Here is a 20,170-nt window from a genome sequence, read left to right on the forward strand (position 1 = left end):
GATGATGTCGACCAACAACATCCTGTCGCCCGCCAACGGCAAGCCGATCATCGTTCCCTCGCAGGACATGGTCCTGGGTATCTATTACCTGTCGATGGAGCGTGAGGGCGAGCCGGGCGAAGGCATGTTGCTCGCCGACATGCAGGAAGTGCATCAGGCGCTCTATGCCAAGGCTGTGACGCTGCACTCCAAGATCACCAGCCGCGTGCCGCAGACCGACGAAGCCGGTCAGCAATATATGAAGCGCTTCGAAACGACGCCGGGCCGCATGCTACTGGGCGAATGCCTACCCAAGTCGCACAAGGTGCCCTTCGACGTCGTCAACCGCCTTCTGACCAAGAAGGAAATCGGCGACGTGATCGATCAGGTCTATCGTCACACCGGCCAGAAGGACACGGTGCTGTTCGCCGACGCCATCATGGCGCTGGGCTTCCGCCACGCGTTCCAGGCCGGCATCAGCTTCGGCAAGGACGACATGGTCATCCCCGACAGCAAGGTGACTCTGGTCGACGAGACCAAGGCGCTGGTGGCCGATTACGAGCAGCAGTATCAGGACGGCCTGATCACGCAGCAGGAAAAGTACAACAAGGTGATCGATGCGTGGAGCCGTTGCGGCGACCAGGTGGCGAACGCCATGATGGACGAAATCCGTGCTCAGCCCAAGGATGAGACCGGCCGCATGGCCCCGATCAACTCCATCTACATGATGGCGCATTCGGGTGCTCGCGGTAGCCAGGCGCAGATGAAGCAGCTGGCCGGCATGCGCGGCCTGATGGCCAAGCCTTCGGGCGAGATCATCGAAACGCCGATCATCTCGAACTTCAAGGAGGGCCTGACCGTCCTTGAATATTTCAACTCCACCCACGGCGCCCGCAAGGGTCTGGCCGACACCGCGCTCAAAACGGCGAATTCGGGTTACCTGACCCGCCGTCTGGTCGACGTCAGCCAGGACTGCACCGTCGTCGAGGAGGATTGCGGCACCGAAAAGGCGCTGGAGATGAAGGCGATCGTCCAGGGCGGCAGCGTCATCGCCTCGCTCGGCGAGCGTATCCTGGGTCGTACGACGGCGCAGGACATCGTCGACAGCAAGGACGGCAGCGTGGTGATCCCGATCGGCACCCTGCTCGACGAAGCCATGATCGCCCAGATCGAGGCCATCGGCACCCAGGCGGTGAAGATCCGCAGCCCGCTGATCTGCGAAAGCAAGATGGGCGTTTGCGCCAAGTGCTACGGTCGTGACCTCGCCCGCGGTACCCCGGTCAATATCGGCGAAGCGGTCGGCGTCATTGCGGCGCAGTCCATCGGCGAACCGGGCACGCAGCTCACCATGCGGACCTTCCACATCGGCGGCGCGGCGAACTTCAACGAAACGTCTAACCTGGAATCGGTGGCGGACGGCACGATCGAACTGCGCGACATCCCGACCATCATCGACAAGAACAACCGTCGCCTCAGCCTTGCCCGCAATGGCGAGATCGCGATCATCGATAGCGAGGGCCGCGAACGCGCGACCCACCGCCTGCCTTATGGCGCGACCATCCTGTTCGCCGATGGCGACAAGGTGGCACAGGGCGACCGTATCGCCGAATGGGACCCGTTCACCATGCCGGTGATCACGGAAAAGCCCGGCATCGTGAAGTATCAGGACCTGATCGACGGCAAGACGCTGACCGAACAGACCGACGAAGCGACCGGTATCGCCCAGCGCGTGGTCACCGAGTTCCGTGGTTCGGCCCGGTCGAAGGAAGACCTGCGTCCCCGCCTTACCCTGCTCGACGACGAGTCGGGCGAAGCGGCCCGCTACATGCTGGCCGTGGGTGCGACGTTGTCGGTCGATGACGGTGCGCAGGTGCAGGCCGGTGACGTGCTGGCGCGTGTCAGCCGCGAAGCGGCCAAGACCCGCGACATCACCGGCGGTCTGCCGCGCGTTGCCGAGCTGTTCGAAGCGCGCAAGCCCAAGGACAATGCGATCATCGCCAAGGTGTCGGGCCGCGTCCAGTTCCTCAAGGACTATAAGGCGAAGCGCAAGATCGCCATCGTCCCCGAGGATGGCGGCGAGCCGGTCGAATATCTGATCCCCAAGAGCAAGGTGATCGACGTTCAGGAAGGCGACTATGTCAAGCGCGGCGACAACCTGATCGGCGGTTCGCCCGATCCGCATGACATTCTGGAAGTTCTCGGCATCGAGCCGCTGGCCGAGTATCTGGTCGCGGAAATTCAGGAAGTCTATCGCTTGCAGGGCGTGAAGATCAACGACAAGCACATCGAGACGATCGTTCGTCAGATGCTGCAAAAGGTCGAGATCATCGAGTCCGGCGACACCACCCTGCTGGTGGGCGAGCAGGTCGACCGCGAGGAGATGGAAGAGATCAACAGCAAGCTCGCACCCGGCTTCCAGCCGGCAGCAGGCAAGCCGGTGCTTCTCGGCATCACCAAAGCGTCGTTGCAGACCCGTTCCTTCATCTCGGCTGCGTCTTTCCAGGAAACGACCCGCGTCCTCACCGAAGCGGCGGTTCAGGGCAAGAAGGACACGCTGGTCGGCCTGAAGGAGAATGTCATCGTCGGTCGCCTGATCCCGGCGGGTACGGGCGCTGGCATGAACCGGATGCGCGTGGCGGCCTCGTCGCGCGACGCCGCGCTGCGGGCCGCCCTGCGCAGCACGAGCCAGGTGGACCTCATCGCCCCGCGCACAGCGGCGGAGGAGCATGCCGCCGAGCTCGCGCAGGGTCCCGAAGCGGCGATCGGCGACGATCCGCTGGGCGCGGCGACGGGGGAAACCCACGGCACCGACGCGGATGCGGGCGATTACCTGCTGAAGAGCGACGGCGAATAAGCGCTGGCGCATCGCATAGGAAAAGCCCGCCGGACGCACCCGTGTCCGGCGGGCTTTTTCATGAGTGCCAGGCGTGCGCGGCGTCGAAAAAAGGCGACGAATGCGCTTGACGGCGGAAGCGAGCCCGCCTATCTGCGGCCTCCCGAGCGAGGCTTGGCCTTGCTCTGATGCCCGATCCTCTAATGGTAAGAGAGCGGACTCTGACTCCGTCAATCAAGGTTCGAATCCTTGTCGGGCATCCACCTTCTCCTCTCTTTTTCGATTGTCGGACACTCCGCTCAGCGCTCGCTAGCGCAGCTTCGTCGCGCATACGCGCCAAAGCGGAACCGCGGACGATGCGGCGCGCTTGAGGGGTTTGCAGCGTAGGAGAAACGCGATGATCCCCGACCCCAAAGACAAGCCGCAGGACGCGGACGACCAGCAGGATGCCATGGAAGAGGCACAGGAAGACGCCGCCGAACAGCGCGAAGAGGAAGGCGGCTACCAATAACCGCCGATACGGAGGATCAGGCGAAAAGGGCCATTGCGGCGCGGGCGATGCCGATGGCGATCCCCCAGCTCGCGATCACCGCGACCGCCAGCACGACAAGACGTGCAGGACGGCTAAGCTTGGGCTCTTCGACCAGAGATGCGCTTTCCGCCTGCATCTTGAAGGTTGCGAAATTGCCGGTGATGACATTGCCCGCAGCCTGGGTTTCTTCGAGCTCGCTATAGGTCAGAGCCTCGTCGAACTCGCAGCCTGCCTGCCCGCCCTGCGCCCAGACGACGCGGGCGGAGCGGGAACCGACACCGGCAAGACCGATGAGGATCGCTTCCTGCGGGTTGAGGCCCTGAACCCCCGAAATGCGGCAGCCGCCTACGGCTACGTCTTCCAGCAGCACATCGATCGGATCGCCGTCGTCTACACGCAATGTAGACGCGCGGCTGACATCGTGGCGCTTCGACGAGCGATAGAAGCGATGCAGGACCGTATGATAAGGCGCGTTCATGATCTGGCTCCGGAAGGTGGCGCCGGTGTGCCAGAAGGAATTTAAAGAGTGGTGAACGCGTCGATCATCACGCCATGATCGCGTTTGCCACAGCCTCCGCCACCTTGATGCCGTCGATCGCAGCGGAGAGGATGCCGCCGGCATAGCCAGCCCCCTCGCCCGCAGGGTAGAGGCCGGTGACGTTGAGGCTTTGGAAATCCTTGCCGCGCGTAATGCGAACGGGCGAGGATGTACGCGTCTCGACGCCGGTCATCACCGCGTCGGGATGGTCGTAATGCGCGAGTTGCCGACCGAAGACGGGCAATGCTTCACGGAAGGCTTCGATCACGAAGCCGGGCAGGCAATGGGCAAGGTCTGTGGGCGTGACGCCGGGCTTGTAGGACGGTTCGACGGACCCAAGCGCGGTCGAGGCGCGTCCGGCGAGGAAGTCGCCCACCGTCTGCCCGGGCGCACGGTAAGAGGAGCCGCCTGCGACGTAGGCCGCCGATTCCCATTGGCGCTGGAAATCGATGCCCGCCAGCGGACCGCCGGGATAATCGCGCGCCGGGTCGATGCCGACGACGAGGCCGGAATTGGCGTTGAATTCGGCACGGCTATACTGGCTCATGCCGTTCGTGACGACGCGCCCCTCTTCCGAGGTCGCGGCGACGACCCGCCCGCCCGGACACATGCAGAAGCTGTAGACGGTACGCCCGTTCGCGCAATGATGCGCAAGGCTGTAGGCCGCCGCGCCCAGATCCGGGTGGCCTGCGCAATGGCCGTAGCGCGCGCGGTCGATCCAGCCCTGCGGATGTTCGATGCGCACACCGATGGAAAAGGGCTTCGCTTCCATATGCACGCCGCGATCATGCAGCATCGCAAAGGTCGGGCGCGCACTGTGCCCGATGGCGAGGACGACATGATCGGTTTCGATGACGCTGCCATCGTGCAGCACGACGCCGCGCAATTGCTGTCCGCCCTCCCCGCCCCGGTCGAGGACGAGATCGTCGACCCGGTGCTGCCAGCGATATTCGCCGCCCAGCCCCTCGATCTGGCGGCGCATGGATTCGACCATGGACACAAGGCGGAAGGTGCCGATATGCGGGTGCGCTTCCCACAAGATGTCGTCGGGCGCTCCGGCGGCAACGAATTCCTCCAGCACTTTCCGGCCCAGGAAACGCGGGTCCTTGACCCGGCAGTAGAGCTTTCCGTCGGAGAAGGTGCCCGCCCCGCCCTCCCCGAACTGGACGTTGGAATCGGGATCGAGTTCGCCGCGCCGCCACAGGCCCCAGGTGTCCTTCGTGCGTTCGCGCACCACCTTGCCGCGGTCGAGGATGATGGGGCGGAAACCCATCTGGGCAAGGATGAGGCCCGCGAACAGGCCGCAAGGCCCGGCACCGATTACGACCGGACGCTTCCCCGTCCATCCTTCGGGCGCACGGGTCACGAAGCGATAGCGGGTGTCGGGGGTTGGGCGCACGTCATGATCGTGGGCAAAGCGGTCGAGCAGCCCGGCTTCGTCGTCGACGTCGATGTCGAAGGTGTAGACGAGCTGGATCGCGTTGCGGCGGCGCGCGTCATTGCCCCGCCGCACGAGGTCGAAGCGCCGCAGCGCTGCGCGGTCCAGCCCCAGCCGGTCGCAGATGGCGGCGGGAATGGCTTCGGCAGGATGGTCGAGGGGAAGCTTGAGGCCGGACAGACGGATCATGCCGTGCCTTTAGTCCCTCCCGCAGCGAAAGGAAACCGGAGCCGCCGCAGCACCCACTCGCCGCCCAGCGCCGCCGCCATGCTGAGACCGGTCAGGGGGAAGATGAGGCCGATCAGGATCATGAGCGCCGCGACCGTGCGCCGGGCCGGAACGCTGGCGGGCGGGGGCGTGGCAAAGCGGCGCTTCCACCAGAGCACGGGGGCGGTCAGGCACAGCGCGAGCAGACAGAGGCAGCCCGCCAGCATGAGCAGGCGATTGGCCTCGCCATATTGTTGCCCCTGATGGGTGGCGATACCCCATTCGACGCTTTTGGCGCCGGGACCGAACATGCGCCAGTCCATGTCCTGCTGGACCGCGCCGGATGCAGCGTCGATCAGGATCGCGCGGGCATCCTGAGCGCGGGTGACGACGCTCGCGATCAGATAGGGCGCGCCGGGCGTGGCGGGGAGGACGATCTGATAGCCCGAGGGCAGGCCGCGACGGGCGGCGATGCGCGCGACGGCGTCGATCCCGATGTCGCCGGGGCGGCCCGCGCCGGGCGCTGCGTCCCGCAGGGTCCAGGGAAGCGCTTCCCTGGCCGGTGGGTCGAGCGGGATCGCCGCCATTTTGGGGCGGCCCCACTGGTTCGCCGCTACGACCGCGCGCAGGCTGCCGCCCCATATTTCGGTCCACGGCATTCCGGTCACGGCGAGGAACAAAATGACCCCTGCCGACAGGAAACCCAGCGTCCCGTGCAGGTCGCGCCAGAAACGGCGGCCCTGCGCCCTGCCCCGCACGCTGAGCGCAGGGTGGCCGGGGCGCGGCCAGCGGAGATAAAGGCCGGTGACGCACAACAGGATCGCCCATCCCGCCACAACCTCTACCAGCCGATTGCCAACGGGGCCGGTGAGCGCAAGGCTGTGCAGATGCTTGATCGTCTTCATGACGCCGCCGTCCCGCATGTCGCCAAGAACCTGGCCGGTGCGCGGATCGACGAAATGGGTGACCGGCGGCGCATCTGCCGCCCGCGTCACGACCTGCCAGCTGGCCTGCGGATCGGCGGGGTGGAGAATCTGCGTCACCGTCCCCCGGCCGCCGACCGCCGCGATCAGGCGCGAGGGTGGAGGTTGCTCCCCCACCGGCCCGGCGAGGCGCGTGGGATAGAGGCGCGCCTCGATCTCCGGCTTGTAGAGATAGAGCGCGCCGGTCACCGCCATGAGGGCGAGGACCGGCAGGACGATGAGGCCGGCGTAGAAATGCCAGCGCCACATCGCCCGATAGAAGCCTGTCTGCGTCATCGCGTGCCGTGCCTTTTCAAAAGCGGGCGCGGACGCCGGCGTAAACCGCGCGGCGTTCGACGGGATAGAAGGCGGCGCTGCCTTCGTCGGCGGGCGTGGCGGGATTGTCGGCCACATAACGGACGAGCGCGCTGATGTCGCCGACCGCGCGCTTGGCGGTCAGATTGCGGGCGTCGAGGAACAGGGTGACGCCGTCCCGCAGTTGCGCCTGCGCGCCAAGGTTGAGGAGCGCGTAGCCGCCCGCCCGCTTGCTGTTGGCATAATCGACCCACGCCCCCTGCGGCACCCATTCGAGCGAGGGCGACAGGCTGATGGCTTCGGTGCCGAGCGTCAGTTCCGCGCGATAGGCATGGCGCGGAACCACGGGCAGGCGGTTGTCGCCGAACTGGGCGTCGCCCCGGAACCGGAAGTCGCTATATTGATAGACTTGCCGCAGCTTCGCCCAAGGCGTGAGCGTGAGGCTGACTCCCGCTTCCACGCCCTGATGGCGCGTGCGGTCGGCGTTGAAGGTCGCGGCGGGGATGATGCCAGGGACGACATTGAACTGCAGCATCTCACCCCGGATATCGGCGCGATAGAGGCTGATGTCCCATGCGGCGATGCCGATGCTGCCGCGCGTGCCGATTTCTCCGGTCCAGGCACGTTGGGCGCCGACGGGAGTGAAGCCGGGCGCGCCACCCGCCGGGGTCTGGCTGAGTTCGGAAAAGCCGGGCAGTTCGACAGAGCGGCTGACATTGGCATAGAATTGCCACGCGCCCGGATCGTAGAGCAGCCCGAATTTGGGCGCGAACGTGTCGAAACTGGCGCGACCGCTGCGCGCGGGGACGAAGCGGTTGGCGATGGACCGTTCGCCGTGGGTGTAGATGCCGCCCGCGACGAGCCAGAGGTCGGCGACGGGGGCGATGCGCGCTTCGCCATAGCTGTTGATCGTCTGGGCGGTCTGGCGCGCGTTGGCCGTCGGTATGCCGCTGCGACCCGACAGGTTGACGAACTGCCGTGCGGTCACCCGACCGAAGCGCGCCTGCGTCCCGACGGTGATTGCGGCCGGCATCGACCCGATTTCGCCTGCGAGGTCAAGGCTGGCGAAGACGCCGCGATCCTCCGACTTCTGGTCGATCACCTGAAAGATCGGGTGGAAAAGGCTCTTGGCATTGTAATAGGCCCCGAAGGCCAGCGTCCCGTCCGCAAGCGCGACGGTGGTCCGGTTCTGGAGACGAAGCGAATCGATATCGCGGGCCTGATCGCCGACGAAATTGCCCTTCGCCGGATTGGACAGAGCGTCCCGCTCGCTCAGCACGCCGGGCAGCTTCTGCCGGATCGTCTGCACGCTGGCGTAGAAACGGGTTTCGATCCGGTCGGTGATGCGCACCCCGGCATTGCCGTTGAAGCGCAGCGCCTTGCGGTCGGCATGGGCGCGATCGCCGTCCGACCGGTCGCCCGAGACAGCGAGATAGACATCTCCGCGCGCATCGGCATGTCCGTAGGCAAGCTTGCCGCGCAGCGTGTCGAAGCTGCCGCCGTCGAAGCGGGCCTCGATGCCCGGCGCGCTTCGTCCGGTCGGCGTCACGGCGTTGATCGCGCCGCCCAGCGTCGATCCGCCGAGCCGCAACGCATTGGCGCCGCGATACACCTCGACCTGCGAAAAGACCTGGGGATCGAGTTCCTGGAAGTCGCCATTGTCGTCCGCCATGTTGATGGGGATGCCGTCCTGAAGCAGCGTCAGCCCGCGCATGTGGAAGCCGCGCGAAAGGCCCGAACCGCGGATCGAAATACGTACTTCCTGCCCGAAGCGGGGCTGCGTGTAGACGCCGGGCGAGAAGGCGAGGACATCGCGCAGCGATACGGCAAGGCGATTTTCGAACGCATCCGCAGGGACAAGATCGACGCCGCCCGGCGTGCGCTGGACACGCTGGGTTGCCGCGTCGTTCAGCGCGGCAGCGGTGACGACGATGGGTTGGCGGTCCGTTTCGTCGTCGGCGAAGGCGGGGCGGACGGACAAGGCAAGGACGAGGGCGCACAGCGAAACGCTGCGCACGGCATGGATGCGGGACATGATAATGCTTTCTGAAAAACCGGGAATGGCCGCGCTGCGGACGCGCGGTGGCGGGATCAGGAAGCGGCGGGCGGTCCCGACGAAGGCGGCGGCGGCGCGGCGAGGCGCGCGATGAGCCCGCTCTTGAGCGCAAAGGCGATGGGTCCGAACGCCAGTTGCCACGCCGGCAGAGGCAGGTCGGCCAGCACGAGCGGCGGAACGGCGGGCTGCACCGACGCTGCGAAGGGACAATGCTGCTGCCCCGCCATGCCGTCATCGGGGCGGCGATCCCCACCGCCCGGTGCCCTGTCGCGCGGTACGACCATGTTGATCGCGCCCTGCCCCGTGCAGAGCGTGACGACGACGCCCCGGTCAGTGCGCACGGGCATGAAACCGGTCGGCGCGACAAGGTGGACGGCAAGCACGAGCAACGCAAGCGCCTGAAGCAGGCCGCGTGCGGTCGCGCTGTTTCGGATGCCCCCCATCATGGCGTTGCCGTAGCGGCTTGGCCCACCCCTGTCACTAAGGCAAAAGGTCCCAAGTCGCGATGCGACAGATCGTCTCTAACCTTGACGTAAACGTAAAGCAGGATTACATCGGAGCCATGACCACACGCAGCAGCATCGCCAGCATCGAGGTGCCAGACCATAGCGAGCGGCAAAGCTACAGCATTACCGACCTGTCGGACGAGTTCGGCGTGACCGCGCGGGCGCTGCGCTTTTACGAGGACGAAGGGCTGATTTCGCCGGAGCGGCAGGGTCTGACCCGCATCTATTCGCGGCGCGATCGCGCGCGACTTGCGTGGATCCTGCGCGGCAAGCGCGTGGGGTTCAGCCTGACCGATATCCGCGAGATGATCGACCTCTATGACGCGGACGAGGAACATGAGGCGCAGCGCCGCGTCACGGTGGACAAGTGCCGGACGCGCATCGCGCTGCTCACCCGGCAGAAGGACGATATCGACGCGGCCATCGACGAACTCGCCGCGTTCGTGTCGGCGCTGGAACAGAAAAGCGCGAGCGACGATGTCGCCGCATTCGTGGCCGCCATCGACCAGAAATAACCCGACCCCATAGATAAGAATTTACCAGGAGACGATCATGCCCAGCTACGCCGCCCCCGTCCGCGACACCCGCTTCGTGCTGGATCATGTCGTGGGGCTCGACCGCTACGCCAACCTGCCCGGCTTCGCCGCCGCATCGCCCGATCTGGTCGAAGCGATCCTGACCGAAGGCGGTAAAATGGCGGCCGAAGTACTGTTCCCGCTGAATGCGTCGGGCGACAAGGAAGGCTGCGTACGCAACAGCGACGGCAGCGTCACCACGCCCAAGGGCTTCAAGCAGGCCTACGACCAGTATGTTGCGGGCGGTTGGACGACGCTGCACGCGCCGGAAGAATTTGGCGGCCAGGGCCTGCCGATGGTGATCGCGACGGCGCTGGGCGAGTATATGTCGGCGGCGAACCAGGCGTTCGAAATGTATTTCGGCCTGACGTCCGGTGCGATCTCCGCCTTGATCGCCAAGGGCAGCGACGAATTGCAGCATCGCTACATCCCCAAGATGGTGTCGGGCGAATGGACCGGCACGATGAACCTGACGGAACCGCATTGCGGCACCGACCTTGGCCTTATCAAGACCAAGGCCGTTCCGCAGGGCAACGGCAGCTATGCCATCACCGGGACCAAGATTTTCATTTCGGCGGGCGAGCACGATCTGGCGGACAACATCGTGCACCTCGTCCTGGCCAAGACGCCCGACGCCCCCGAAGGCAGCAAGGGCATCTCGCTGTTCGTCGTGCCCAAGATGTTCGTCAAGGAAGACGGATCGCTGGGGGAACGCAATGCCGTTTCCTGCGGGTCGATCGAACATAAGATGGGCATCCACGGCAACGCGACCTGCGTCATGAACTATGACGGCGCGACCGGGTGGATGGTAGGCGAGGAGAATAAGGGCCTCGCCGCCATGTTCATCATGATGAACGCGGCGCGGCTGGGTGTCGGGCTGCAAGGTCTGGGCCAGGCGGACATCGCGTTCCAGAACGCGGTGCACTACGCGAAGGATCGCCGTCAGGGCCGCGCCCTGACCGGCGCGAAGGAGCCCAACGAGAAGGCCGACACCCTGTTCGTCCATCCCGACGTGCGCCGGATGCTGATGGAGGGCAAGGCGATCACCGAAGGGCTGCGCGCGCTGACCCTGTGGACCGCGCTTCAGGTCGATCTGTCGCATAACGCCGCGACAGAGGAAGAGCGGCAGGCGGCGGACGACATGCTCCAGCTGCTGACGCCGGTCGTTAAGGGCTATGGCACCGACAAGGGCTTCGACGTGGCGGTGGCGTGTCAGCAGGTGTTCGGCGGGCATGGCTACATCTGGGAGAACGGGGTCGAACAATATGTGCGCGATGCGCGCATCGCCCAAATCTACGAAGGCACCAACGGCATCCAGGCGATGGACCTTGTAGGCCGCAAACTGCCGATGAACGGCGGGCGGGCGCTTCAGGCCTTCATCAAGACCGTGGGCGAGGATGTCGCCGCCGCCAAGGGCGACGCGCAGCTTGCCCCCATTGCCGAGGCGCTGGAAAAGGCGAGCGGGCAGTTGGGCGCGGCGACCATGTGGCTGATGCAGAATGCCATGAAGAACCCCGACAATGCCGGGGCTGGCGCGCATCATTATATGCATATCCTCGGCATCGTCGCCACCGGCCTCATGTGGCTGCGCATGGCGAAGGCGGCGACGACGCTGATCGCGGCGGGCGAAGGCGATGCCGGGTTCCTGGAAGCGAAGCTGGTGACGGCGCGCTTCTTCGCCGAGCGGATCATGCCCGATGCGGGTGCGTTGCGCCGCAAGATAGAGGGCGGGGCAGAAACGCTGATGGCGCTCGACCCGGACCTGTTCCTGGCGGCATAACGGCGCTCGCCTGACGATAGAGAAAAGGGCGGTCCTGCGGGGCCGCCCTCTTTGCTTGTCCGGGTTGCGTGATATGCCGTTCCGGCGCGAGGGATTCAGGACACGCGGCCATGGATGCGCCACCTTGCCCAGAAGCGCGCACGCGGCCTTTCAGCCTCGAACGCATTTGTCATGGGCAAGATGATCGTGGCGGGCGTTTTCCTGCTGCCCTTTCAGCGAGTGCGCAGCAGCCGGATCGATGTTCACCGTCGCCGTGACGGCGACACAGAACTCCCGCAGCATCGCACCGCTGCTTGGTGCGGCGGGAACAGGCGTGCGCCTATTCCCCCCATAATTCCTTGAGCTTGCCGAAGAAACCGGTCGAGGCCGGGCATTCCTCACCCGTTTCCGTTTCGCGGAAGGCTTCGAGCAGTTCCTTCTGCCGGGCGGAAAGGCGGGTCGGGGTTTCGACGTCGACCTGAACGACGAGGTCGCCCTGCCCCCGACCGTTGAGCACCGGCATACCCGCGCCGCGCTGGCGGATCTGCTTGCCGGACTGGATACCGGCAGGAATCTTGATTTCGTGACGGCTGCCATCGAGGCCGGGCACTTCGATGATACCGCCCAGCGCAGCGGTCGTAAAGCTGACCGGCGCGCGGCAGAACAACGTCGTGCCGTCGCGTTCGAAGATCGAATGGCGCTTGACGTGGAGGAAGATGTAGAGGTCGCCCGCTGGCGCGCCGCGCGCACCTGCCTCGCCCTCGCCCGACAAGCGAATGCGCGTGCCTTCGTCCACCCCTGCGGGGATGGTGACCGAAAGGGTCTTGGGCTTGTCGACGCGGCCTTCGCCCCGGCAGGAGCGGCAGGGGCTTTCGATCACCTGGCCCGCGCCATGGCAGGTCGGACAGGTGCGTTCCACGACGAAGAAGCCCTGCTGCGCGCGGACCTGACCATGACCGTGGCAGGTGCCGCAGGTCTTGACGCCGGTGCCGGGCTGCGCGCCCGATCCGTCGCACGCCTCGCACGCGGCGGACACTTCGATCTGAATTTCGGTCTGCTTGCCGTGATAGGCGTCGTCGAGACTGATTTCCATGTCGTAGCGCAGGTCGGCGCCCCGGCGCTGCTGCTGCCGCCCGCCGCCACCGAAACCGGACTGGCCGAAGATCGTTTCGAAAATATCGCCGAGATCGGAGAAACCGCCCGCGCCCTGACGGAACCCGCCGCCGCCTCCGCCGTTTTGAGCATTGGTATAGGCGGCGTGACCGTAGCGGTCGTACGCCGCGCGCTTCTGAGGGTCTTTCAGGCACTCATAGGCTTCGGACACGGCCTTGAATTTGGCTTCGCTGTCGGAACATCCCCCGGTGCGATCCGGGTGATATTTCATCGCGAGTTTGCGATACGCGCTCTTGATAGCCGCGCCGTCCGCCGTGCGCTCGATTTCGAGCAGCGAGTAATAGTCGATCTCGGTCGTCATATCGTTCCCGGCTCCCCCCGCCGCGCCGGAAAGGCGTGCGGCGGGGGTAGTCTATCGGCTTACGCCTTGTTGTCGTCCACTTCGGAGAATTCGGCGTCGACGACACCGTCGTCGGCCTTGGTCGCTTCCGCTTCGGGGGAAGCCGATGCAGCCTGTTCCTTCTCGTAGATGGCCTGGCCCAGTTTCATGGCAACCGTGGCAAGCTCCTGCGCCTTGGTCTTCATGGCTTCGGCGTCGCCGCCCTCGATCGCGGACTTGGTCGCGGCGATGGCGGTTTCGATCTCACCCTTAAGCGCGGCGTCGACCTTGTCGCCATGTTCGGCCAGTTGCGCCTCTGTCGTGTGGACGAGGCTTTCGGCGTTGTTCTTGGCTTCCGCCGCCTCGCGACGCTTCTTGTCCTCTTCGGCGAAGCGCTCCGCGTCCTTGACCATCTGCTCGATGTCATTGTCGCTAAGGCCGCCGGAGGCCTGGATGCGGATTTGCTGCTCCTTGCCGGTGCCCTTATCCTTCGCGGACACGTTGACGAGGCCGTTGGCATCGATGTCGAACGTTACCTCGATCTGGGGTACGCCGCGCGGCGCGGGCGGGATGCCGACCAGATCGAACTGGCCGAGCAGCTTGTTGTCCGCCGCCATTTCACGTTCGCCCTGGAACACGCGGATCGTCACCGCCTGCTGATTGTCGTCGGCGGTCGAGTAGACCTGCGACTTCTTCGCGGGGATCGTGGTGTTGCGGTCGATCATGCGGGTGAAAACGCCGCCGAGCGTTTCGATGCCGAGCGAGAGCGGCGTCACGTCGAGCAGCAGCACGTCCTTGACGTCGCCCTGAAGCACGCCCGCCTGGATCGCCGCGCCCATGGCGACGACTTCGTCGGGGTTGACGCCGGTGTGCGGTTCTTTCCCGAAGAACTCCTTCACCGCTTCGCGCACCTTGGGCATGCGGGTCATGCCGCCCACGAGCACGACTTCGCTGATCTCGCTGGCGGTGACGCCTGCGTCGGCCAGCGCCTTCTTGCAAGGCTCCATCGTCCGCTTGATGAGGTCGGCGACCAGACGTTCCAGATCGGCGCGGGTGACCGTCTTCACCAGGTGCTTGGGACCGTTCTGGTCAGCGGTGATGAAGGGCAGGTTGACTTCGGTCGTCTGGGCCGATGACAGCTCGATCTTCGCCTTTTCAGCCGATTCCTTGAGGCGCTGAAGCGCGAGCTTGTCCTTGGTGAGGTCGATGCCTTCGGCCTTCTGGAAGTCGGCTGCCAGATATTCGACCAGCTTGGCGTCGAAATCCTCACCGCCAAGGAACGTGTCGCCGTTGGTCGACTTCACTTCGAAGACGCCGTCGCCGATCTCCAGGATCGAGATGTCGAACGTGCCGCCGCCAAGATCGTAGACCGCGATGGTCTTGCCGTCCTGCTTGTCAAGCCCGTAGGCCAGAGCAGCCGCGGTCGGCTCATTGATGATGCGCAGGACTTCGAGACCCGCGATCTGGCCGGCATCCTTGGTCGCCTGACGCTGGGCATCGTTGAAATAAGCGGGAACGGTGATGACCGCCTGCGTAACCGTTTCGCCGAGATAGGATTCGGCGGTTTCCTTCATCTTCTGAAGCGTGAAGGCGCTGATCTGCGATGGGCTGTAATCCTGACCGCCCGCTGCGACCCAGGCGTCCCCGTTCGGGCCCTTGGCGATCGAATAGGGGACGAGTTCCATGTCCTTCTTGGTCATGGGATCGTCGAAGCGGCGACCGATCAGGCGCTTGACCGCAAAGATCGTGTTGTCCGGGTTGGTGACCGCCTGGCGCTTGGCCGGCTGACCGATCAGACGCTCGCCATCCTTGGCGAAGGCGACGATCGAGGGCGTGGTCCGCGCCCCTTCCGCATTTTCGATGACCTTGGGCTTGCCGCCGTCCATCACGGCGACGCAGCTGTTGGTGGTGCCCAGATCGATCCCGATAACTTTTGCCATTTCTTCCTCTTTTAACCCCAAATCATGTTCAGCGGTTGATGGCCCCATACCCCACGAAAGCGCCAAGGCAAGGCCGGTTTCCAAGGGCGATATAAGCGCGCTTTCGCTTGGCACAAGAAGCGGGCGCGATTAGCTAGGAGGAACGACCGGAAACGAGACAGTCACGGAGATCTGGATGCGCAACGCCCTCGCCCTTACCGCCGCCCTTATCGCCCCGCTTGCGCTCAATGCCTGCGGCGACCCTGCGCCATCCTATATCGACCAGGCATGGGTGCGCCTGTCGCCCAACAAGAATATGCCGTCCGCCGGCTATTTCGTGGCGCATGGCGGCGATGCGGGCGCCCAGATCCGCGGCGTCATCACCGATTATGCGCTCAAGGTCGAAATGCACGAAAGCGTGTCCAAGAATGGCGTCATGTCGATGAAGCAGATCGACAGCGTGGACGTGCCCGCGAAGGGCGAGGTCGCATTCGCGCCCGGCGGCAAGCATCTGATGCTGTGGGGGGTCAACGATACGGCCATCGGACGGGGCAAGATGCAACTGACCTTCCTCATGGCCAACGGCGACCGCCTGCTGGTCGACGCGGTGATCCGCAAGCCCGAGGCGGCGGGCGTTCCGGCCAACACGGCGGAGCATGCCGCGCATTGACGAGCCGCCCGCTAACCCAAGGCGAGGCCGCGCTCGCCCGGACGATGTTCGGCAACGCCATCGATTATGGCAAGGTGCGCGTCCACAACCGCCGCTGGTGGCCGCTCCAGCCGCGTGGCGTGACGATGGCGCCCGACGGCGATCTGTGGTTCCATCCCGAAGGCGGACTGTTCTGCGCCGATTTTTGCGCGACGCCACTGTCCCATCAGGCGCATTTCATTCACGAGATGACGCATGTCTGGCAAGCGCAGCGGTCGGGGAAATGGTGGTTGCCGCTGATGCGTCATCCCTTCTGCCGTTATGGATATGCGGTCATGCCCGGCAAGCCATTCGACCGATACGGGATCGAGCAGCAGGCCGAGATCGTCCGGCACGCTTTTCTGCTGCGGAACGGGCAGAGCGTTGCAGGGAAACCGGGGCGCGCGGTCTATGACGCGCTGTTGCCATTTCCGTCCTCGGCCTAGCGCAGCGTTAACACAAGTGAAGCGATTCCTACGCTAGCCGACATCATGGACCTGTCGCAGCAATCCTTTGCCCCCACTCTGCCCGACCTTCTGATCGGCGCCATCGGCGACCGGCCCGAACGGGAATTTACAGCGCTCACGGACGCGGCGGCACGGCTGCTGGAATGCCCTGTCTCCCTTCTGTCGTTGATCGATGGCGACCGGCAATGGGTCAAGGCGCAGACGGGATACCCGGCGGAGCATTCTCCAGCCGCGCATGATTTCTGTCGCCGCGCCGTGGCGCAGGACAGCCTGCTGGTGATCGACGATAGAGCAGACGATATCCGTTTCGTCGCTGATTCGAAGATCGCGGGCCTGGAGCGCGTGCGATTTTATGCGGGTCAGCCGGTCCATGTCAGCGAGCGTGGCGGGCGCAGGGTCGCGGTGGGGACGCTGAGTGTTTTCGCACCGGATTCCCGCGTGTTGAGCGCGGGTGACGAAGCGATCCTGGAAGGGCTGGCGCGCACCGCAGGCGCCCTGCTGGAAGCAAGGATCGCGGCGCAGCGTTCCGCTTCGCTGGCGGACCGGCTGCACCAGACGCTGGCGGCCCGTAACCGGCTCCACCGCAGTCTGGCGCAGGCCGAGCGGATGGCGAAGATCGGATCGTGGCGGCTGGTGCTGGACGGCCGGCGCGTCGAATGGTCCGACCAGGTCTATGCCATCCACGAAGTGCCGCTCGGCCAGTCGGAAGCGCTGGACGACGCGCTGCAATTCTACCTCCCCCATGACCGCCCCATGATCGAAGAAGCGATTGCCACGACGATCCAGACCGGAATTCCTTACGATCTGGAAGTGGATTTCGTGACCGCACGTGGGCGATTGCGGCGGGTACGGTCGATGGGCGAGATCGAACTGGAAGGCGGCGAACCCGTCGCGCTGATCGGCGTATTCCAGGACATTACGGAAAAATACCAGCTGCAACAGACGCTGGAGGCCCACGCCAATACCGACGAACTGACTCGCATCGCGAGCCGCCGCCACTTCAAGCGGGTGGCCGAAGAAAGGCTGGCACAAGCGCGAAAGGACGGACGAACCGCCGCGATGGCGTTGATCGATCTCGACCATTTCAAGACGGTGAACGACCGCATGGGGCACGCGGCGGGCGACGCGGTGCTGGTGCGGACGGCGGGTGCGCTCGTCGCTCCGTGGCTGCACGGCAGCTTTGCGGCGCGACTGGGCGGCGATGAATTCGTGCTGTTGATCGACGACGAAGCCCTGATGGAAAGCATCGACGCGACCGTGCGGCGGCTGCTGACCGAATTGCGCCAGCCGCAGGGCATGGATGACCTTACGGTGTCGGCGACGGTCGGAGTCGCAACGGCCAGCGGCGAGCGCATCGACCTGGGGGCGATGCTGGCGGCGGCGGACAGCGCGCTTTATCGGGCCAAGGAAAAGGAGCGGGGAACGGCAATGCTGGACGGCGACGGGGAGCGGCGCTGGATCTCGCCGATGCAATCCACCGCAGCGGAATAGCGAAGGGCGGACCCTGCGGCCCGCCCTTCGAATTTAGTCCCTGTCACTCGCGCTTAGTAAACGCGCGCCTTGGGCTTGATATATTCGGCTTCGTCCGTGAGCGTATAGTCATGGACCGGACGGTAATCGAGCGACACCTTGCCACCCTGACCGCCCCAGCCTTCGAACCAGCTGACGGTGTGCTTCATCCAGTTCGCATCGTCGCGGTTCGGGAAGTCCTCATGCGCATGCGCACCGCGACTTTCCTTGCGATTTTCCGCGCTCACCATCGTGCAGACGGCCTGAGACATGAGGTTGTCGAGTTCGAGCGTCTCGATCAGGTCGGTGTTCCAGATGAGGGAGCGGTCAGAGACGGACACGTCCTCAAGCTGCTTGTTGACCTGCTCCATCTTCCGGACGCCGTCTGCCAGCAGTTCGCTGTCGCGGAACACGGCGGCATGCTTTTGCATGGTGTGCTGCATTTCGAGACGGATCTGCGCTGTGGGCGAACCGCCCTTGGCATTGCGGAACCGGTCGAGGCGGCTGAGAGCGAGGTCGGTCGAATCCTGGGGCAGCGGCTTGTGGCTGCCGTTGGGCTTGAGCGTTTCCTTGAGATGCAGGCCGGTCGCACGGCCGAACACGACAAGGTCGATCAGGCTGTTGGAGCCAAGGCGGTTCGCACCATGGACCGACACGCAGGCAGCTTCGCCCACGGCGTAGAGGCCCGGCACCACCACTTCGGGATCGTCGCCGACCTTGGTCACGACCTGTCCATGATAGTTACAGGGAATGCCGCCCATATTATAGTGGACGGTCGGCGTCACCGGCAGCGGCTGGCGCGTAAGGTCGACGCCCGCGAAAATCTTGCCGCTTTCGGTGATACCCGGCAAACGCTCCGCCAGCACCTTGGGATCGATATGGTCGAGGTGCAGGAAGATATGATCCTTGTTGGGACCGACGCCGCGCCCTTCGCGCATTTCCATCGCCATCGACCGCGACACGACGTCGCGACTGGCAAGGTCCTTCGCGGAGGGAGCATAACGCTCCATGAAACGCTCGCCCTCCGAATTGGTGAGGTAGCCGCCCTCGCCGCGCGCGCCTTCGGTGATGAGGACGCCCGCGCCGTAAATGCCCGTGGGGTGGAACTGCACGAACTCCAGATCCTGGAGCGGCAGGCCCGCGCGGAGCACCATGCCGCCACCGTCGCCGGTGCAGCTGTGCGCCGAGGTGGCCGAGAAATAGGCGCGACCATAGCCGCCCGTCGCCAGCACCACGGCGTGGCTGCGGAAGCGGTGGATGCTGCCGTCTTCCATGCAGATCGCGATGACGCCGCGACATTCGCCATTTTCCATGATGAGGTCGATGGCGAAATATTCGATATAGAAGTCGGCGTCATACTTCAGGCTCTGCTGATAGAGCGCGTGGAGCATGGCGTGGCCGGTACGGTCGGCAGCGGCGCAGGTGCGCTGAACCGGCGGGCCGGCCCCCATATTCTGCATATGGCCGCCGAAGGGACGCTGGTAGATCGTCCCATTTTCGTTCCGGCTGAAGGGTACGCCCGCATGCTCCAGCTCGATCACGGCGGCGGGCGCTTCGCGCACCATATATTCGATCGCGTCCTGATCGCCCAGCCAGTCCGACCCCTTGACGGTGTCGTACATGTGCCAGGTCCAGTGGTCGGGCGAATTGTTGCCGAGGCTGGCGGCGATGCCGCCCTGCGCCGCGACGGTGTGGCTGCGGGTCGGAAACAGCTTGGTGATGCAGGCGGTCTTGAGGCCCGCTTCGGCGCTGCCCATGGTGGCGCGCAGGCCCGAACCGCCCGCGCCGACGACCACGGTATCATAGGTGTGGTCGATGATCTTGTAGGCGTCGCTCATTACTTGACGATCCCCGTGAAGGCGATCTTGGCGATCGCGAAGATGCCGGCGGCCGCGCCGCCAATGGCGTAGAAGTTCAGCAGCAGGATGGCGAGGAAGTTGAGGCCCTTGTCATGGACATAGTCCTCCAGCATCACCTGCATCCCGAGGCGCAGATGCCAGAAGATGCTGACCAGCATCAGCATCAGCGGCACCGCAACCAGCGGGTTGGCGACCCAGCCGGTCACGCTTTGATAGTCGAGGCCGGGCAGCGTCGCCAGGCTGACGAGCAGCCACAGGACCAGCAGAAGATTGCCGACCGCCGTATAGCGCTGCGCCAGCCAGTGATGGGCGCCGTGCCGGGCCGATCCGAGGCCGCGGACGCGACCGATACCAGTACCGTTGCCCATCAGAACGCCTTTCCGAAGATGAAGAGCCAGAACAGGGCGGTCAGCGCCGCCGACAGCGCGAAAGTGGCGAGCGCCCAGCTTTTGTTCGTCCGCAGCTCATAGCCCGCGCCGATATCCAGCACGAAATGGCGCAGGCCCGACACCATATGCTGGAAGAAGAACCAGCTG

General features: G+C 65.0%; 16 protein-coding genes, 1 tRNA gene and 1 pseudogene. 7 read left to right on the forward strand and 11 right to left on the reverse strand.

Annotated features, from left to right (window positions below; all coding sequences use genetic code 11):
- Positions 1–2,833 (forward strand): DNA-directed RNA polymerase subunit beta' (locus tag DI606_RS15255; protein WP_293984551.1); only part of this gene is annotated, 2,833 nt, incomplete at its 5' end.
- A 168-nt stretch (positions 2,834–3,001) separates the two neighbouring features.
- Positions 3,002–3,075, forward strand: a tRNA-Gln gene (locus DI606_RS15260).
- Positions 3,076–3,339: 264 nt separating this feature from the next.
- Here the strand turns inward: DI606_RS15260 and DI606_RS15265 are convergent.
- From DI606_RS15265 to DI606_RS15285, 5 genes are all read right to left on the reverse strand, one after another.
- Positions 3,340–3,822: a PilZ domain-containing protein gene (locus tag DI606_RS15265; protein WP_293984553.1), complete on the reverse strand. Its 483-nt coding sequence runs from the start codon at positions 3,820–3,822 to the stop codon at positions 3,340–3,342.
- A 67-nt stretch (positions 3,823–3,889) separates the two neighbouring features.
- The gene (locus DI606_RS15270; RefSeq protein WP_293984555.1) at positions 3,890–5,509 is read right to left on the reverse strand and encodes an NAD(P)/FAD-dependent oxidoreductase; all 1,620 of its coding nucleotides are present in this window, start codon (positions 5,507–5,509) and stop codon (positions 3,890–3,892) included.
- Entirely contained in the window at positions 5,506–6,786 is a 1,281-nt protein-coding gene (locus DI606_RS15275; RefSeq protein ID WP_293984557.1) for a PepSY domain-containing protein, read from the reverse strand. The genes DI606_RS15270 and DI606_RS15275 overlap by 4 nt, the downstream gene beginning before the upstream one ends.
- A 16-nt stretch (positions 6,787–6,802) precedes the next feature.
- Positions 6,803–8,839 carry a TonB-dependent receptor gene (locus tag DI606_RS15280; protein WP_293984558.1) on the reverse strand — a complete coding sequence of 679 codons (2,037 nt, stop codon included), beginning with the start codon at positions 8,837–8,839 and terminating at the stop codon, positions 6,803–6,805.
- Between the two features lie 56 nt (positions 8,840–8,895).
- Entirely contained in the window at positions 8,896–9,306 is a 411-nt protein-coding gene (locus tag DI606_RS15285; RefSeq protein WP_293984560.1) for a hypothetical protein, read from the reverse strand.
- Between the two features lie 116 nt (positions 9,307–9,422).
- Here DI606_RS15285 and DI606_RS15290 point away from each other — a divergent pair, with 116 nt between their 5' ends.
- Both DI606_RS15290 and DI606_RS15295 read left to right on the forward strand, forming a co-directional pair.
- Positions 9,423–9,881: a MerR family DNA-binding transcriptional regulator gene (locus DI606_RS15290; RefSeq protein ID WP_293984562.1), complete on the forward strand. Its 459-nt coding sequence runs from the start codon at positions 9,423–9,425 to the stop codon at positions 9,879–9,881.
- Between the two features lie 37 nt (positions 9,882–9,918).
- Positions 9,919–11,721 (forward strand): acyl-CoA dehydrogenase C-terminal domain-containing protein, encoded by a 1,803-nt coding sequence (locus DI606_RS15295; RefSeq protein WP_293984564.1) that lies wholly within the window; start codon positions 9,919–9,921, stop codon positions 11,719–11,721.
- Between the two features lie 150 nt (positions 11,722–11,871).
- Here DI606_RS15295 and DI606_RS15300 read toward each other — a convergent pair whose 3' ends face one another.
- Genes DI606_RS15300 through dnaK form a run of 3 tightly spaced genes read right to left on the reverse strand, consistent with a single transcriptional unit; the run spans position 11,872 to position 15,132 of the window.
- Entirely contained in the window at positions 11,872–12,003 is a 132-nt protein-coding gene (locus DI606_RS15300; protein WP_293984566.1) for a hypothetical protein, read from the reverse strand.
- A 37-nt stretch (positions 12,004–12,040) separates the two neighbouring features.
- The gene (gene dnaJ / locus DI606_RS15305) at positions 12,041–13,174 is read right to left on the reverse strand and encodes a molecular chaperone DnaJ (protein WP_293984567.1); all 1,134 of its coding nucleotides are present in this window, start codon (positions 13,172–13,174) and stop codon (positions 12,041–12,043) included.
- A gap of 59 nt (positions 13,175–13,233) precedes the next feature.
- A complete protein-coding gene (gene dnaK, locus DI606_RS15310; RefSeq protein WP_293984569.1) occupies positions 13,234–15,132 on the reverse strand; it encodes a molecular chaperone DnaK in 1,899 nt (632 codons plus the stop codon).
- 175 nt (positions 15,133–15,307) lie between these two features.
- Between dnaK and DI606_RS15315 the strand changes: the two genes are divergently transcribed.
- From DI606_RS15315 to DI606_RS15325, 3 genes are read left to right on the forward strand one after another with little or no spacing between them, the layout of a single operon-like run.
- Positions 15,308–15,781, forward strand: a complete 474-nt coding sequence (locus tag DI606_RS15315; protein ID WP_293984571.1) for a copper chaperone PCu(A)C — start codon at positions 15,308–15,310, stop codon at positions 15,779–15,781.
- Complete coding sequence (locus tag DI606_RS15320) at positions 15,778–16,245, forward strand: vgr related protein (RefSeq protein ID WP_293984572.1); 468 nt, start codon at positions 15,778–15,780, stop codon at positions 16,243–16,245. The genes DI606_RS15315 and DI606_RS15320 overlap by 4 nt, the downstream gene beginning before the upstream one ends.
- Positions 16,246–16,290: 45 nt before the next feature.
- Entirely contained in the window at positions 16,291–17,757 is a 1,467-nt protein-coding gene (locus DI606_RS15325) for a diguanylate cyclase (protein ID WP_293984573.1), read from the forward strand.
- Positions 17,758–17,810: 53 nt separating this feature from the next.
- Here the strand turns inward: DI606_RS15325 and sdhA are convergent, their stop codons facing one another.
- The 3 genes and pseudogenes from sdhA to DI606_RS15340 form a co-directional block, all read right to left on the reverse strand.
- On the reverse strand, positions 17,811–19,613 hold the full coding sequence (gene sdhA, locus DI606_RS15330) for a succinate dehydrogenase flavoprotein subunit (RefSeq protein WP_293984575.1): 1,803 nt from the start codon (positions 19,611–19,613) through the stop codon (positions 17,811–17,813).
- Positions 19,613–20,002 (reverse strand): succinate dehydrogenase, hydrophobic membrane anchor protein, encoded by a 390-nt coding sequence (gene sdhD / locus DI606_RS15335; RefSeq protein WP_293984576.1) that lies wholly within the window; start codon positions 20,000–20,002, stop codon positions 19,613–19,615. Before sdhD ends, sdhA begins: the two co-directional genes overlap by 1 nt.
- Positions 20,002–20,170 (reverse strand): annotated as a pseudogene (locus DI606_RS15340) (succinate dehydrogenase, cytochrome b556 subunit); the annotation flags it as partial. The gene sdhD and the pseudogene DI606_RS15340, both read right to left, overlap by 1 nt.

It is taken from the genome of Sphingobium sp. (assembly GCF_003248505.1).
Taxonomy (GTDB): Bacteria; Pseudomonadota; Alphaproteobacteria; order Sphingomonadales; family Sphingomonadaceae; genus Sphingobium.